This window comes from Agrobacterium leguminum, from assembly GCF_015704895.1.
Lineage (GTDB): Bacteria > Pseudomonadota > Alphaproteobacteria > Rhizobiales > Rhizobiaceae > Agrobacterium > Agrobacterium leguminum.
In genome coordinates this window covers 160,404-173,930 of sequence record NZ_JADQWB010000005.1, presented here as the reverse complement: position 1 = coordinate 173,930, position 13,527 = coordinate 160,404, and the positions used below count along the sequence as shown (strand labels likewise).

The window sequence follows — 13,527 nt, the reverse complement described above, 5'->3', positions numbered from 1 at the left end:
CATGGCGGCAGATCCTTTGGATCGTAAAAGAATCTTGGCGGAGCCGGTTGCTTTTTTGCGCTGATTCCGTTAAACACCGCGCCAACTCGCGACATCCCAAGCGACTGGCGCGGATTTCCCTAAGGGAAGGGAGATCCGGGTTCGGTCGTTTTGACTTGTCACGGACACCAATTTGAACTGGCGGTCTTGTCGGCCGCTCGAATGGAATCACCACTTGCCGGATGGCAACTGGAACCAAGGAGAAGAGACGTGGCACGTATCGCTGGCGTCAACATCCCGACCGCGAAGCGCGTTGTTATTGCGCTGACCTACATTCACGGGATCGGTCCGAAATTCGCGCAGGAAATCATGGACAAGGTCGGTCTTCCGGCTGAGAAGCGCGTTCATCAGCTGACGGATGCTGAAGTTCTTCAGATCCGCGAAGCCATCGACCGCGACTACCAGGTCGAAGGCGACCTGCGTCGTGAGACCTCGATGAACATCAAGCGTCTGATGGACCTCGGTTGCTACCGCGGCCTGCGTCACCGTCGTGGCCTTCCGGTCCGCGGTCAGCGCACGCACACCAACGCCCGCACCCGCAAGGGTCCGGCGAAGGCTATCGCTGGTAAGAAGAAGTAATTTTCCGGTTCTCCGGAAAGGGGAGGCTGGTGCAGTCCGCGCCAGCCTTTCTGAGTTTGGCGTGAAGCTCCGATGGGGTTGATCGCCGGTGTAGCCGCTGGTGTTACGGCGGTGAAGAGATCAATGAAAGGTATAAAATGGCCAAGGAAGCCGCACGTATTCGCCGTCGCGAACGTAAGAACATCACGTCGGGCGTCGCGCACGTCAACTCGACCTTCAACAACACGATGATCACCATCACCGACGCACAGGGCAATGCTATTGCCTGGTCGTCCGCTGGTGCCAAGGGCTTCAAGGGTTCGCGCAAGTCGACCCCGTTCGCTGCCCAGATCGCTGCTGAAGATTGCGCGAAGAAGGCTCAGGAACACGGCATGAAGTCGCTTGAAGTTGAAGTTTGCGGTCCGGGTTCCGGCCGTGAATCGGCACTTCGCGCTCTCCAGGCTGCCGGTTTCATGATCACTTCCATTCGCGACGTGACGCCGATCCCGCACAACGGTTGCCGTCCGCGCAAGAAGCGCCGCGTCTGACGCGACCGTGGTTCGGAAATTCCGCCTTACCTCAGGTCTGGCGGAATTTTCGTGTATCTGGCGTGTGCGCGTCGATTTCGATCGGCGGACTTGCGCTCAAGAACCCACCGATGAACCGCTGAATTAGGTTCCTCTCGGTGTTTTCATGCTCGGTCCGTCACGATTGGATGGTGGCGGCGAACGGAAGGTTTAAAGATGATTCAGAAGAACTGGCAGGAACTTATCAAGCCGAACAAGGTCGAGTTCACCTCGTCCAGCCGCACCAAGGCAACGCTCGTTGCCGAGCCGCTGGAGCGTGGTTTCGGTCTTACCCTCGGCAACGCGCTGCGTCGCGTTCTGTTGTCTTCTCTGCGTGGCGCCGCTGTGACGGCCGTGCAGATCGACGGTGTCCTGCACGAATTCTCCTCCATCCCCGGCGTTCGGGAAGATGTGACGGATATCGTGCTCAACATCAAGGAAATCGCCATCAAGATGGACGGCGATGATTCCAAGCGCATGGTCGTGCGCAAGCAGGGTCCGGGCGCCGTGACCGCTGGTGACATCCAGACGGTTGGCGATATCGAGATCCTGAACCCCGACCACGTGATCTGCACGCTGGACGATGGCGCTGAAATCCGCATGGAATTCACCGTCAACAACGGCAAGGGTTACGTACCGGCTGAGCGCAACCGCGCGGAAGATGCCCCGATTGGCCTCATTCCGGTGGACAGCCTCTATTCTCCGGTCAAGAAAGTGTCCTACAAGGTGGAAAACACCCGTGAAGGCCAGGTTCTCGACTATGACAAGCTGATCATGACGATCGAGACCAACGGTTCGGTTTCCGGCGAAGACGCCGTTGCCTTCGCCGCTCGCATTCTTCAGGACCAGCTCGGCGTCTTCGTCAACTTCGACGAGCCGCAGAAGGAAGCAGAAGAAGAATCGGTTACCGAACTCGCGTTCAACCCGGCGCTTCTCAAGAAGGTGGACGAGCTCGAGCTGTCCGTTCGTTCGGCAAACTGCCTGAAGAACGACAACATCGTTTATATCGGCGACCTGATCCAGAAGACCGAAGCCGAAATGCTTCGCACGCCGAACTTCGGTCGCAAGTCGCTGAACGAAATCAAGGAAGTTCTCGCTTCCATGGGTCTGCACCTCGGCATGGAAGTGCCGGCATGGCCGCCTGAGAACATCGAAGATCTCGCAAAGCGTTACGAAGACCAGTACTAACAAACAAGAAGGCAGACCTCAAAGACTGCCTTTCCCCGTCAAACAGCAGATAAGTCATCTGCATGTGCCAGGAAACGGCAGGCCTTAGAGAAGGAACCTGCGTAGAAGGAGAATAGCAATGCGCCACGGTAATTCAGGCCGCAAGCTCAATAGAACCGCCAGCCACCGCAAGGCAATGTTTGCCAACATGGCTGCTTCGCTCATCACCCATGAGCAGATCGTAACCACGCTTCCGAAGGCGAAGGAAATTCGCCCGATCGTTGAGAAGCTCGTCACCCTCGGCAAGCGCGGCGACCTGCACGCTCGTCGTCAGGCGATCTCGCAGATCAAGGATCAGGACGCCGTTCGCAAGCTGTTCGACGCGATCGCAGCCCGCTACGCAAACCGCAACGGCGGCTACCTGCGTATCATGAAGGCCGGCTTCCGCCAGGGCGACAATGCCGCTCTCGCCGTCATCGAATTCGTCGAGCGCGACGTTGACGCCAAGGGCGCCGCCGACAAGGCTCGCGTTGCCGCTGAAGCTGCTGCTGCCGAAGCTGCATAAGGTTTGACGCCGTTCAGGCGTCATGAGTTAAAAAAGCCGGGCGAGAGATCGCCCGGCTTTTTTTGTTGCTTCACTTTCCGGATTTAAGGCTGTCGACCCGGCAAGTAGCGGCTGATTTGACGAATAAGGTCAACAAGTGTGGCCATCAGAACAATGCGGTCCGAAACATGATGCGCGAGCCAGAGCCTTTGCAGGTCTTCTTCTTTAACGTCGTCGTTCTCAATGCGTTCAACAAGCCCTGATAACGCCTGCCGATGAGCACTGTTTAAGGCGCGGCCAATTCGAGCAGGGTCGAAAGCCGCGCCAGTTGCCATTGTGTTGAATATTTCGGAGAGAGCCGTTTGACCGGAAATGGAGATTTCAGGGCGGTGGGCAGTTCGGAGGTTTTGATCGGTCGGCTTCATGATCGTGATGGGCGTTGCAGAGAGTTCTTGTCAGCGCGTCTCCCCCGCTTCCTTGCCATGATCGAGGGCCGTACCAGCCGATAGCCGAGCAATACCACCATCGTGCTGATATAAAACACCGGCTCCAGCGTGATCGACTTTCGCGCCAGCACGAAATGCAGCACGCCGACGATGAGCACGAGATAGACGAGTTTGTGCAGCGTGTTCCAGCGGCTGCCGAGTTTGCGGATCGACCAGCGGTTGGAGGTGAGCGCCAGCGGTATGAGCATGAGAAGGCCGGCCATGCCGAGCATGATATAGGGGCGCTTCAGAATATCGCCGGCGATGGAACCGAGGATCAGGCCGCGATCCAGCACCAGATAGACGGTGAAATGCGCCAGCACGTAATAAAAGGCGATCAGCCCCAGCGCGCGGCGATAGGCGATGAGATTAACGTTGAAGAGATCGCGCAGCGGCGTTACCAGAAGCCCGAGGCACAGGAAGCGCAGCGCCCAGATGCCGAGCAGGTGTTCGAAATCCTTGACCGGATTGAAGCCGAGGCCGCCGGTTGCGGCGAGATAGAAATACCAGACACCCGGACAGAGGCCGATCACATAAAGCGACCAGATGGCCGCCGGCTGGTAACGCTTCGGCAGCGAGGGAAGAGGCAGGGCGAAGGCCATGGTCAATAATTCGCTTTCAGGTCCATGCCGGCATAGAGGCTCGCCACCTCGTCATAACCGTTGAACATCAGGGTAGGGCGGTTCTGGGTGCCAAAGAAACCGCCTTCACCGATGCGCTGTTCCGTCGCCTGGCTCCAGCGCGGATGGTCCACATTCGGATTGACGTTGGAATAGAAGCCATATTCGCGGGCATTGGAATTTTTCCAGGTCGTTTCCGGCTGTTTTTCGACCAGCGAAATGCGGACGATGGATTTGATGCCCTTGAAACCGTATTTCCACGGCACGACGAGGCGGATCGGTGCACCGTTCTGGTTCGGCAGCGTCTCTCCATAAAGGCCGACGGCGAGAATGGTGAGCGGATGGCGTGCTTCATCGAGGCGAAGCCCCTCGACATAGGGCCAGGAGAGAGGCTGGAACAGGCCGCTTTGCCCCGGCATTTCGTCCGGCCGCACCACGGTTTCGAAAGCGACATATTTCGCGCTGCCAAGCGGCTCCACCTTGTCGAGAAGGGTGGCGAGCGGGAAACCGATCCACGGAATGACCATCGACCAGCCCTCGACACAGCGCATGCGATAGGTGCGCTCTTCGAGGGGATATTTCATTAGGTCTTCGATGCCGAATTCCTGCGGTTTGGAGACGAGGCCATCCACCTTCACCGTCCAGGGGGTAGGCTTGAACTTGCCGGAATTTTCCTTCGGGTCGGATTTTCCGACACCGAATTCGTAGAAATTATTATAGCTGGTGACAGCATCGAGCGGGGTGAGCTTCTCATCCAGCTTGTAGGCGCCGGGTTTTGCGGAAAGCGGAGCAGCAACAGCCTCGCGTCCGGCCAGCCCGATTGCCGCCAGCCCCGCCGCCGTGCCGAGGAAGCCACGTCTGGACAGGTAGATATTCTTCGGCGTGATTTCATTTGCCGAGATGAGGGGCGGGCGATAGGCGGGCATTGGAACCTCCACAAAAGCCGGGTACATCGGCGATAAATCGATTATGATAGCCAATACGGCCGCTGCACAGATATGTTTCAGCGCTCTGCGGAAAAACAACGGTGGGGCGGCGGAAATCGCGCATTTGTGATGAAGGCGCGGCCGGATAGCACGATGAAGAGAAAGCGTACCGTACCGAACCGTACTGTTTTGCCCCAAGGTGACAGTGACAGGGCTTGCGGTTTGCGCTAGAAAAACCGCAAAATAGGGCAGAGGCCGTTTTGACCGCGTTGCGGAAGACGCGTCTTCGCCCAAGAGATTGAGGAAAGCACCATGCCAGCCTATCGCTCCAGAACGACAACCCACGGCCGCAACATGGCGGGCGCGCGCGGCCTTTGGCGCGCCACCGGCATGAAGGACAGCGATTTCGGCAAGCCGATCATCGCGGTGGTCAATTCCTTCACGCAGTTCGTGCCGGGCCATGTGCATCTGAAGGATCTCGGCCAGCTCGTTGCCCGCGAAATCGAGGCGGCCGGCGGTGTGGCCAAGGAATTCAACACCATCGCGGTCGATGACGGTATCGCCATGGGCCATGACGGCATGCTCTATTCGCTGCCGTCGCGCGAGATCATCGCGGATTCGGTGGAATATATGGTCAACGCCCATTGCGCCGATGCGATGGTGTGCATTTCCAACTGCGACAAGATCACCCCCGGCATGCTGAATGCGGCGATGCGCCTCAACATCCCCGCCGTCTTCGTTTCCGGCGGTCCGATGGAGGCCGGCAAGGTCGTCCTGCATGGCAAGACGGTGGCGCTTGATCTGGTCGACGCCATGGTTGCTGCTGCAGACGACAAGATTTCCGACGAGGATGTGAAGGTCATCGAGCGTTCGGCCTGCCCGACCTGCGGTTCCTGTTCCGGCATGTTCACGGCCAACTCCATGAACTGTCTGACCGAGGCGCTGGGTCTCTCGCTGCCCGGCAACGGTTCGACGCTTGCCACCCATTCCGATCGCAAGCGGCTGTTCGTCGAAGCCGGTCACCTGATCGTCGATCTGGCGCGCCGTTATTATGAGCAGGAGGACGAAACCGTCCTGCCGCGCACCATCGCCAACAAGGCGGCATTCGAAAACGCCATGTCGCTGGATATCGCCATGGGCGGCTCCACCAACACGGTGCTGCATATTCTGGCGGCGGCGCATGAGGGCGGTGTCGATTTCGGCATGGAAGACATCGACCGTCTTTCCCGCAAGGTTCCCTGCCTTTCCAAGGTCGCGCCTGCCAAGCAGGACGTGCACATGGAAGACGTTCACCGCGCCGGCGGCATCATGCGTATTCTCGGCGAGCTGGAACGCGGTGGGCTCATCAATCGCGATACCTATACCGTGCATGAGGCGACGCTGGGCGACGCCATCGACCGCTGGGACATCACCCGCACCAACAGCGAGACGGTGCGCCAGTTCTTCAAGGCCGCCCCCGGCGGCGTGCCGACGCAGGTGGCCTTCAGCCAGTCCTCGCGCTGGGACGATCTGGATACCGACGGCGAAAACGGCGTCATCCGCTCGGTCGAGAAGCCTTTTTCGAAGGATGGCGGTCTGGCCGTGCTTTACGGCAACATCGCGCTCGACGGCTGCATCGTGAAGACGGCGGGCGTCGATGAATCCATCCTGAAATTCACCGGTCCGGCAGTGGTTTACGAAAGTCAGGATGCGGCGGTGAAGGGCATTCTCGGCAACGAGGTCAAGGCGGGCGACGTCGTCGTCATCCGTTACGAAGGGCCGAAGGGCGGGCCGGGCATGCAGGAAATGCTCTATCCGACCAGCTATCTGAAATCCAAAGGCCTCGGCAAAGCCTGCGCGCTGATTACCGACGGCCGTTTCTCTGGCGGTACTTCGGGCCTCTCCATCGGTCACGCCTCGCCGGAAGCGGCGCAGGGCGGCGCCATCGGCCTCGTGCGTCAGGGCGACTTGATCGAGATCGACATTCCGAACCGCACTATCAACCTGAAGGTCACCGATGCGGAGCTGGCGTCGCGCCGCGCCGAGCAGGAGGAACTGGGCTGGAAGCCGGAAGCGCCACGCAAGCGCAATGTCACCACGGCGCTGAAGGCCTATGCGGCCTTTGCCTCGAGCGCCGACAAGGGCGCGGTGCGGATTCTGCCGGAATAATTTCCGGATTTGCGAGATGATAAAAAGCCGCCGTTGATAAACGGCGGCTTTTTTGTGCCGATCACTCTTTATCGAGCCGATAAGGTCGAAGCGGCATGATTTTTCCCCGTTGCCTGCAAAAGGCATTTGAACGGCCGGTCGCAACAAAGCCCAGCTTGTCCATCAGACGGTGCGACGCCCTGTTGTCAAACAGGGGATTGGCATGCAGGGTTCTGATGCCCAAGTGCTGAAAGGCATAATCGATGACGAGGCGTCCGGCTTCTTCTCCATAGCCCTTTCCCCAGACACGACGATCAAGCCAAAGGCCGAATTCGCCTGAAAGGCCGATGAGACCGACCAGCCTGCCATCATCCACCGCCCACACCGGCAGCCGACGCTCAGCAATGCGCCTGATCAGATGCCGTGCATCATCGGGTTCGAAAGGGTAGGCCGTGCGCAGCAGATTGCGCAAAATGAGCGGGTCGTTCGTCAGCCGGGCGAGTGGCGAGGCGTCCGTCATTTTAAAAGGCCGCAGGACAAGGCGTGATGATTTCAGTTGCGGCATCGTTTCCCGTCTTTTGCATTTGCGGCAGGGCAATAGTCCTCAAGATCAGAAACTGATTCAAGCGCTTTGCATCTCGATTCCGGAATGCAGGCCAACGCCCTGTTTTCATAGAGATTTCGCGAGGCCATCGAATTGGGGTGTGGAAATCCGGTGCTTGAAATCAGGTCACATTGGAGTGATTGGCGGCGTTTCCTCTTTTCATCGCCGTATGGCTTCCTAGCTCAGTGACATGAAAAGACGAACCGCACTCGCCCTTATCGCTTCCCTGCCTTTCGCCCCGCTTGCCCGCGCGCAAAGCACCGGCAATGGCATCCGTTTCGATCCGTTGCTGCGGGAGGCGGATGCGCTTTCCAGCCTCAAGGCGGTCATCGTCAGCATCGATGGCGAAGAGGTCGCGAGCCGCGCCTATCACGGCGCCGGTTTGAACGGCTCCACCAATATCAAGTCGGCCTCGAAATCGATCATCTCGGCGCTGGTGGGCATGGCCATCGATCGCAAGATTCTCGAAGGCGCCGACCAGCCGATCGCGACTGTTCTGCGCGGCGATTTTCCGCAAAATCCCGATCCCCGGCTGGAACGGATCACCGTTGGTAACCTGCTGTCGATGCAATCCGGTCTGGAGCGCATGTCCGGCCCTAATTACGGCCGCTGGGTCGCCAGCCGCAACTGGGTGCGGATGGCGCTGGGTTCCGGTTTTGCTGGGGAGCCGGGCGGCGGTATGCTCTATTCCACCGGCTCCACTCATCTGCTCTCGGCGATCCTGACAAAAGCTTCCGGCCGTTCGACGCTGTCGCTTGCGCGCGACTGGCTCCGTCCGCTCGAGGGATTTTCCATCGGCGGCTGGGAGCGCGATCCGCAGGGCATCTATCTCGGCGGCAACCAGATGGCGATGACGGCGCGGTCGTTGCTGGCCTTCGGTGAGCTTTACCGCCTGGGTGGTGTGACACCTGGTGGTGAGCGGTTGATTTCGCAGGGCTGGATCGAGCAATCGTGGCGGCAGCGCACCAATTCCGTCTTCAACGGCGACGGCTATGGCTATTGCTGGTTCATCAAAGAAATGGCGAGCGAGACGGTCTATTACGCCTGGGGTTATGGCGGGCAGATGCTCTATATCGTACCCGCCAGACGGCTATCGGTCGTGATGACCTCTCGCGAGGACGCACCTTCCGCCCGAACCGGTTATCGCGACCAGTTGCATGGCCTTATGGAGACCATCATCCGGGCGGTATAATCTCATGCGCAAAACGCCGAACTAGGCGGCCAGACGGTGTTTTAGCTGAAGGCCATTGCGGAGGCTTTTTGCGAGAAGGGTGATATTGAGCGCCCCGGCGCAAAGCTCCAACGCCTGAACGGCGTAGAAGACCCGGCCGTAATCGTTTGAGAGGGCGAAATGCCGAAGCACAAGCGCGCAGGGGACGAGGATCAGCAGCCCGTTCAGTGCGATGAGCGGCATACGTTTCTTCTTGGCTGCGACCAGCGGATGTTTCCATTTCGCGCCCATGCGGAAGCCGCTGAAACCCGTGACCGCAAGCGCGGGTGCGAGCACCAGAAACCCCCAGGGAATGGCTAGCTTGACGGTACGGATCGCTTCGCTGGAACCGGAGATTTCGGTGAGCGCGGTGGATAACCAAAAGGCGAGTATGATCGCCAGCGCCAGCGTGCCGGCGACGGGATGAAGGGTTCTCATCGATATAGTCCTTTAGAAGATCGGATCAGCCTTGCGGCGGATCGGCGTCCAGCCCGGCGAAAAGCTGGTTCAGGCAGTCTACGGCGTTACTCAGTTGCTCCGCCTGCATATCCGTGGCTAAACGGCCGGCGAGTTCATTCCATTGCTGCATGGTGGCGGCATAGGCATTCTCGCCCTTTTCGGTAAGGCGAATGAGCTTGGCCCGCTTGTGGTGCGGATTGTTTTCGAAGCAGACAATGTCCTGTCGTTCCATCTCATCGATGAGGCGTTGTACACCCTGCCGGGTCTGGCCCATGTTCCGTGCGATCTGCGCCACGGTCAAAGGCTGGCCGGCAAGCGCCACCGCGCCCAGAACCTGCCAGCGTGCACTGGAGAGACCGAAGGGTGCAGACAGGGCGTCGCCCGCGGCGATCAACGCGCCATTGGTTCGAAAGATGGCCACCGCCAGGGCGGAAAGAATGTGTGTGTTGTCCGTTTTCATGACAACACATTGCCATTTTGACAATATGTTGTCAATATCGGATTTGCGCTACAGCGGCCGGTTGATGCTCTGGAAGGCTTCGCCCAGACGTTTCATGCGTTCTTCATAGGCGCCGGTGAGGCAGGCGACGTCCGCTGCGCATTCCTGGCGTTTCTTCAGCCACTGGCTCTGCTCGTCGCGCAGCGTGTCGCGTGCGCCCATGGCCATCAGCTGGGTGAGGATGTCGAAGGTGGTGGCCATCTTCACATCCTGATCGTTCAGCATGCGGTTGTCGCAGATCGCCTTTTCATCCGCGGCCAGATCGGTCTTTGCGCAATCGAAGCTCGCCGCGCTGGCCAGAGAAATGAAGGAGGGGGCAAGCAGGATGCCGCAGGCAAGGAGGATCGGTTTCAGATGCATGAGTCGTCTCTTTTTAAGGACAGTCAGGTGGCGGTGAAACCGAAAAGGGGCGCTGTTGGTTCCAATGTCGCCCACCGATCCATGCCTGGAAAAGGACGGCCATCATCTTGCCGCTCTTTGCTTTACAGGCTTTGGCGTTATAACTCCATCATACTGATGACGATGAGGAATCACATGCGAAGCGTGTTGAAGTATCTGTCCACCGGCTTTCTCGCCGCACTCATTCTCCTGCCCTTGGGTGCTGCGGCGCAGGATAACAGGACCGTGCCGTCGAGCCACACGGAAATGCAGCTTTCCTTCGCGCCGCTGGTCAAGCGCACCGCGGGCGCGGTGGTGAATGTCTATGCCGAACGCGTCGTGCAGCGGCGTCTGTCGCCCTTTGCCGGTGATCCTTTCTTCGAACAGTTCTTCGGCCAGCAGATGCCGAACCGCACGGAAAAGCAATCGTCGCTCGGCTCTGGCGTCATCGTGACCGCTGGCGGCCTTGTGGTGACCAACAATCACGTCATCGACGGTGCCGATGACATTAAGGTAGCGCTGGCGGATGGGCGTGAATTTTCCTCCAAGGTGTTGCTGAAGGATGACCGCGTCGACCTCGCCATTCTGCAGATCGATGCGAAGGAGCAATTCCCGGTGCTGTCGCTCGGCAATTCCGATGCGATTGAAGTGGGTGATCTGGTGCTGGCCATCGGCAACCCCTTCGGTGTCGGCCAGACGGTGACGAGCGGCATCGTCTCTGGTCTGGCGCGCAACCAGGTGACGCAGGGCGATTTCGGCTTCTTCATCCAGACCGACGCTTCCATCAATCCCGGCAATTCCGGCGGCGCATTGATGAATATGGCGGGTGAGCTGATCGGCATCAATACGGCCATCTTCTCCAAGGGCGGCGGCTCGAACGGTATCGGTTTTGCCATTCCCGCCAATCTGGTCCGGGTTTTCGTCGCTGCCGCCGAACGTGGCGATGCAAGCTTCGAGCGGCCCTATATCGGTGCGACCTTCGATCCGGTGACATCGGATGTCGCCGAGGCGCTTGGTCTGCATCGCGCCCGCGGCGCGCTGGTCGTCAGCGTCGTCAAGGGTGGGCCGGCCGAAAAGGCGGGCATCGAACCCGGACAGGTGGTTACCGCCGTCAATGGCTTCGAGGTGGAGCATCCGGATGCGCTGGGTTATCGCCTGACGACCGCCGGCATCGGCAAATCCGCCGAACTGACCGTCATGGACAAGGGCAAAGAGAAAAAGGTGACCATCGCGCTCGATACCGCGCCGGAAACCGCACCGCGGGATGAACGGCTGATCGAGGGCCGCAATCCCTTCGCCGGCGCGACTGTCGCCAATCTTTCGCCAAAGCTTGCCGATGAACTGCGCATGCCGTCGCAGGTGACCGGCGTTGTCATTACCGATGTGAAGCGCGGTTCGCCGGCCTATCGTGTCGGTTTCCAGCCGAAAGACGTGATCCTGTCGCTGAACGGCGCGGATATCGGCACCACCGCCGCTGTCGAGAAGGCGCTGGACGACAATCCCGGCTTCTGGCGGGTGGAAATCCTGCGTGACGGGCAGCGCATCCGGCAGTTCCTGCGATGAGCGACGATCTCTTCGCCCCGCAAGTGCCCGTGGAGGTCGCCAACCGGCGGCCTCTTGCCGATCGTCTGCGTCCGAAAACGCTGGCGGAGGTGAGCGGGCAGCCGCATCTGACGGGCGAGGAGGGCGTGCTGCGCCGCATGATCGATAGCGGCTCACTGGGGTCGATGATCTTCTGGGGGCCGCCCGGCACCGGCAAGACCACGGTTGCCCGCCTGCTTTCCGGCGAGGCGGGTTTGGCTTTCGAGCAGATATCGGCGATCTTTTCCGGTGTCGCCGATCTCAAGAAGGTTTTCGAGGCGGCGCGCACACGGCGGATGAATGGCCGGCAGACGCTGCTTTTCGTAGACGAGATTCATCGCTTCAACCGCGCCCAGCAGGACAGCTTCCTGCCGGTGATGGAAGACGGCACCATTATTCTGGTGGGCGCCACCACCGAAAACCCGTCCTTTGAACTCAATGCCGCTCTGTTGTCGCGCGCGCGTGTGTTGACATTCCGCTCGCATGACGAGGAGAGCCTGAGCGAGCTTCTGAAGCGTGCCGAGGAGGCGGAGGGCAAGCCCCTGCCGCTGACGGAAGAGGCGCGGGCCAGCCTGATCCGCATGGCCGATGGCGATGGCCGCGCCGTGCTGACCCTTGCCGAGGAAGTCTGGCGTGCGGCGCGCAAGGATGAGACCTTCGATACCGAAGGGCTGACGCGCATCGTGCAGCGCCGTGCGCCCGTCTACGACAAGAGCCAGGACGGCCATTACAATCTCATTTCCGCGCTGCATAAGTCGGTGCGCGGTTCGGATCCGGATGCCGCGCTTTATTATCTTGCCCGCATGTTCGATGCCGGTGAAGACCCGCTCTATATCGGCCGGCGGCTGGTGCGCATGGCGGTGGAGGATATCGGCCTTGCCGATCCGCAGGCGCTCGCCGTCTGCAATGCCGCCAAGGATGCCTATGATTATCTCGGTTCACCCGAGGGGGAGCTGGCGCTGGCGCAGGCCTGCGTCTATCTCGCGACCGCGCCGAAATCGAACGCCGTCTATACGGCCTTCAAGTCGGCGATGCGGGCGGCCAAGGAAAACGGCTCGCTGGTGCCGCCGAAACATATTCTGAATGCGCCGACCAAGCTCATGAAGGGTGAGGGTTATGGCGACGGTTACCGTTACGACCATGACGAGCCGGATGCCTTTTCCGGGCAGGATTATTTCCCGGAGAAAATGGGGCGCACGACCTTTTACGATCCGCCTGATCGGGGGTTCGAAAGGGAAATCCGCAAGCGTCTGGAATGGTGGGCGAAGCTGCGTCGCGAGCGTGGATCGCGCTAGGATTTTACGCGGTTGCGCCGAAAGCCGTATCGCGGCCGATCTTAAGAAAAAGATTCAGGCTGCTGGCAAAAAGAGTCGCGAAACCGCGACAACTCGCTGTTTTTTAAGGAAGATCAGGATGCCTTGCGATGCGGTGCCGCCTGCGGCTGCGCGGGCAGCATCTTGACCGAGGATTCTGCCAGGCCGCTATGGCCTTCGGCATCGATCACCAGATGCCAGTGCAATGTCTCGGGAATGGCGATGCGGATCGGCGATTTTTTCGCGACGCCGCCGAGATATTTGAAATCGAGCAGCTCGGTGAAACGCTGGAAATTCGCGCCCGTCATCAGCCGGACATTGTTGACGGCTGACAGGGATATTTCAAGGGTAGTTCCTGCCCGCAATTCCTTCAGGTCATAATGCGTATAGCGAAAATTCGGCCGGGCCATCCACGCCCTCCCTGTAAAGTAATTTCGGTCAAAGAGGATAG

General features: G+C 59.6%; 16 protein-coding genes. 8 read left to right on the top strand and 8 right to left on the bottom strand.

What is annotated here, in order from left to right:
• Positions 1–249: 249 nt before the first annotated feature.
• The 4 genes from rpsM (at position 250) to rplQ (ending at position 2,895) form a co-directional block, all read left to right on the top strand.
• Positions 250–618 (top strand): 30S ribosomal protein S13, encoded by a 369-nt coding sequence (gene rpsM / locus I3J13_RS10105; RefSeq protein WP_035263425.1) that lies wholly within the window; start codon positions 250–252, stop codon positions 616–618.
• Between the two features lie 137 nt (positions 619–755).
• On the top strand, positions 756–1,145 hold the full coding sequence (rpsK, locus tag I3J13_RS10100; RefSeq protein ID WP_003521013.1) for a 30S ribosomal protein S11: 390 nt from the start codon (positions 756–758) through the stop codon (positions 1,143–1,145).
• 195 nt (positions 1,146–1,340) lie between these two features.
• Positions 1,341–2,351: a DNA-directed RNA polymerase subunit alpha gene (locus I3J13_RS10095; RefSeq protein ID WP_003495228.1), complete on the top strand. Its 1,011-nt coding sequence runs from the start codon at positions 1,341–1,343 to the stop codon at positions 2,349–2,351.
• Between the two features lie 118 nt (positions 2,352–2,469).
• Entirely contained in the window at positions 2,470–2,895 is a 426-nt protein-coding gene (gene rplQ, locus I3J13_RS10090; protein WP_003521014.1) for a 50S ribosomal protein L17, read from the top strand.
• 83 nt (positions 2,896–2,978) lie between these two features.
• Here rplQ and I3J13_RS10085 read toward each other — a convergent pair whose 3' ends face one another.
• The 3 genes from I3J13_RS10085 to msrP are packed head-to-tail and all read right to left on the bottom strand — an operon-like array spanning position 2,979 to position 4,905.
• Positions 2,979–3,299: a hypothetical protein gene (locus I3J13_RS10085; protein WP_059760446.1), complete on the bottom strand. Its 321-nt coding sequence runs from the start codon at positions 3,297–3,299 to the stop codon at positions 2,979–2,981.
• On the bottom strand, positions 3,296–3,961 hold the full coding sequence (gene msrQ, locus I3J13_RS10080; protein ID WP_196378720.1) for a protein-methionine-sulfoxide reductase heme-binding subunit MsrQ: 666 nt from the start codon (positions 3,959–3,961) through the stop codon (positions 3,296–3,298). Before msrQ ends, I3J13_RS10085 begins: the two co-directional genes overlap by 4 nt.
• 2 nt (positions 3,962–3,963) lie before the next feature.
• Positions 3,964–4,905: a protein-methionine-sulfoxide reductase catalytic subunit MsrP gene (msrP, locus tag I3J13_RS10075; RefSeq protein WP_196378719.1), complete on the bottom strand. Its 942-nt coding sequence runs from the start codon at positions 4,903–4,905 to the stop codon at positions 3,964–3,966.
• Between the two features lie 312 nt (positions 4,906–5,217).
• Between msrP and ilvD the strand changes: the two genes are divergently transcribed.
• A complete protein-coding gene (gene ilvD / locus I3J13_RS10070; RefSeq protein WP_003521018.1) occupies positions 5,218–7,053 on the top strand; it encodes a dihydroxy-acid dehydratase in 1,836 nt (611 codons plus the stop codon).
• Positions 7,054–7,114: 61 nt separating this feature from the next.
• On the opposite strand, the gene I3J13_RS10065 is transcribed toward ilvD, so the two are convergent.
• A complete protein-coding gene (locus I3J13_RS10065) occupies positions 7,115–7,597 on the bottom strand; it encodes a GNAT family N-acetyltransferase (RefSeq protein ID WP_196378718.1) in 483 nt (160 codons plus the stop codon).
• A gap of 229 nt (positions 7,598–7,826) precedes the next feature.
• Here I3J13_RS10065 and I3J13_RS10060 point away from each other — a divergent pair, with 229 nt between their 5' ends.
• On the top strand, positions 7,827–8,828 hold the full coding sequence (locus tag I3J13_RS10060; RefSeq protein WP_196378717.1) for a serine hydrolase domain-containing protein: 1,002 nt from the start codon (positions 7,827–7,829) through the stop codon (positions 8,826–8,828).
• Positions 8,829–8,849: 21 nt separating this feature from the next.
• On the opposite strand, the gene I3J13_RS10055 is transcribed toward I3J13_RS10060, so the two are convergent.
• The 3 genes from I3J13_RS10055 to I3J13_RS10045 are packed head-to-tail and all read right to left on the bottom strand — an operon-like array spanning position 8,850 to position 10,164.
• A complete protein-coding gene (locus I3J13_RS10055; RefSeq protein WP_196378716.1) occupies positions 8,850–9,284 on the bottom strand; it encodes a hypothetical protein in 435 nt (144 codons plus the stop codon).
• 25 nt (positions 9,285–9,309) lie between these two features.
• Entirely contained in the window at positions 9,310–9,765 is a 456-nt protein-coding gene (locus I3J13_RS10050) for a MarR family winged helix-turn-helix transcriptional regulator (protein WP_196378715.1), read from the bottom strand.
• 48 nt (positions 9,766–9,813) lie between these two features.
• The gene (locus I3J13_RS10045) at positions 9,814–10,164 is read right to left on the bottom strand and encodes a lysozyme inhibitor LprI family protein (protein WP_196378714.1); all 351 of its coding nucleotides are present in this window, start codon (positions 10,162–10,164) and stop codon (positions 9,814–9,816) included.
• Between the two features lie 174 nt (positions 10,165–10,338).
• Between I3J13_RS10045 and I3J13_RS10040 the strand changes: the two genes are divergently transcribed.
• Positions 10,339–11,745 carry a DegQ family serine endoprotease gene (locus I3J13_RS10040; RefSeq protein WP_065655902.1) on the top strand — a complete coding sequence of 469 codons (1,407 nt, stop codon included), beginning with the start codon at positions 10,339–10,341 and terminating at the stop codon, positions 11,743–11,745.
• Positions 11,742–13,058 (top strand): replication-associated recombination protein A, encoded by a 1,317-nt coding sequence (locus tag I3J13_RS10035; protein ID WP_196378713.1) that lies wholly within the window; start codon positions 11,742–11,744, stop codon positions 13,056–13,058. The genes I3J13_RS10040 and I3J13_RS10035 overlap by 4 nt, the downstream gene beginning before the upstream one ends.
• A 113-nt stretch (positions 13,059–13,171) precedes the next feature.
• Here the strand turns inward: I3J13_RS10035 and I3J13_RS10030 are convergent, their stop codons facing one another.
• Complete coding sequence (locus I3J13_RS10030) at positions 13,172–13,486, bottom strand: DUF1883 domain-containing protein (protein ID WP_003520391.1); 315 nt, start codon at positions 13,484–13,486, stop codon at positions 13,172–13,174.
• Positions 13,487–13,527 lie beyond the last annotated feature (41 nt).

Coding starts and splice junctions, on each gene's coding strand:
- I3J13_RS10085 (WP_059760446.1), bottom strand. CDS start 3,299: ATGAAGCCGACCGATCAAAACCTCCGAACTGCCCACCGCCCTGAAATC.
- I3J13_RS10055 (WP_196378716.1), bottom strand. CDS start 9,284: ATGAGAACCCTTCATCCCGTCGCCGGCACGCTGGCGCTGGCGATCATA.
- rpsK (WP_003521013.1), top strand. CDS start 756: ATGGCCAAGGAAGCCGCACGTATTCGCCGTCGCGAACGTAAGAACATC.
- I3J13_RS10040 (WP_065655902.1), top strand. CDS start 10,339: ATGCGAAGCGTGTTGAAGTATCTGTCCACCGGCTTTCTCGCCGCACTC.
- I3J13_RS10030 (WP_003520391.1), bottom strand. CDS start 13,486: ATGGCCCGGCCGAATTTTCGCTATACGCATTATGACCTGAAGGAATTG.
- I3J13_RS10050 (WP_196378715.1), bottom strand. CDS start 9,765: ATGAAAACGGACAACACACACATTCTTTCCGCCCTGGCGGTGGCCATC.
- I3J13_RS10035 (WP_196378713.1), top strand. CDS start 11,742: ATGAGCGACGATCTCTTCGCCCCGCAAGTGCCCGTGGAGGTCGCCAAC.
- I3J13_RS10060 (WP_196378717.1), top strand. CDS start 7,827: ATGAAAAGACGAACCGCACTCGCCCTTATCGCTTCCCTGCCTTTCGCC.
- msrP (WP_196378719.1), bottom strand. CDS start 4,905: ATGCCCGCCTATCGCCCGCCCCTCATCTCGGCAAATGAAATCACGCCG.
- I3J13_RS10095 (WP_003495228.1), top strand. CDS start 1,341: ATGATTCAGAAGAACTGGCAGGAACTTATCAAGCCGAACAAGGTCGAG.
- rplQ (WP_003521014.1), top strand. CDS start 2,470: ATGCGCCACGGTAATTCAGGCCGCAAGCTCAATAGAACCGCCAGCCAC.
- ilvD (WP_003521018.1), top strand. CDS start 5,218: ATGCCAGCCTATCGCTCCAGAACGACAACCCACGGCCGCAACATGGCG.
- I3J13_RS10065 (WP_196378718.1), bottom strand. CDS start 7,597: ATGCCGCAACTGAAATCATCACGCCTTGTCCTGCGGCCTTTTAAAATG.
- msrQ (WP_196378720.1), bottom strand. CDS start 3,961: ATGGCCTTCGCCCTGCCTCTTCCCTCGCTGCCGAAGCGTTACCAGCCG.
- I3J13_RS10045 (WP_196378714.1), bottom strand. CDS start 10,164: ATGCATCTGAAACCGATCCTCCTTGCCTGCGGCATCCTGCTTGCCCCC.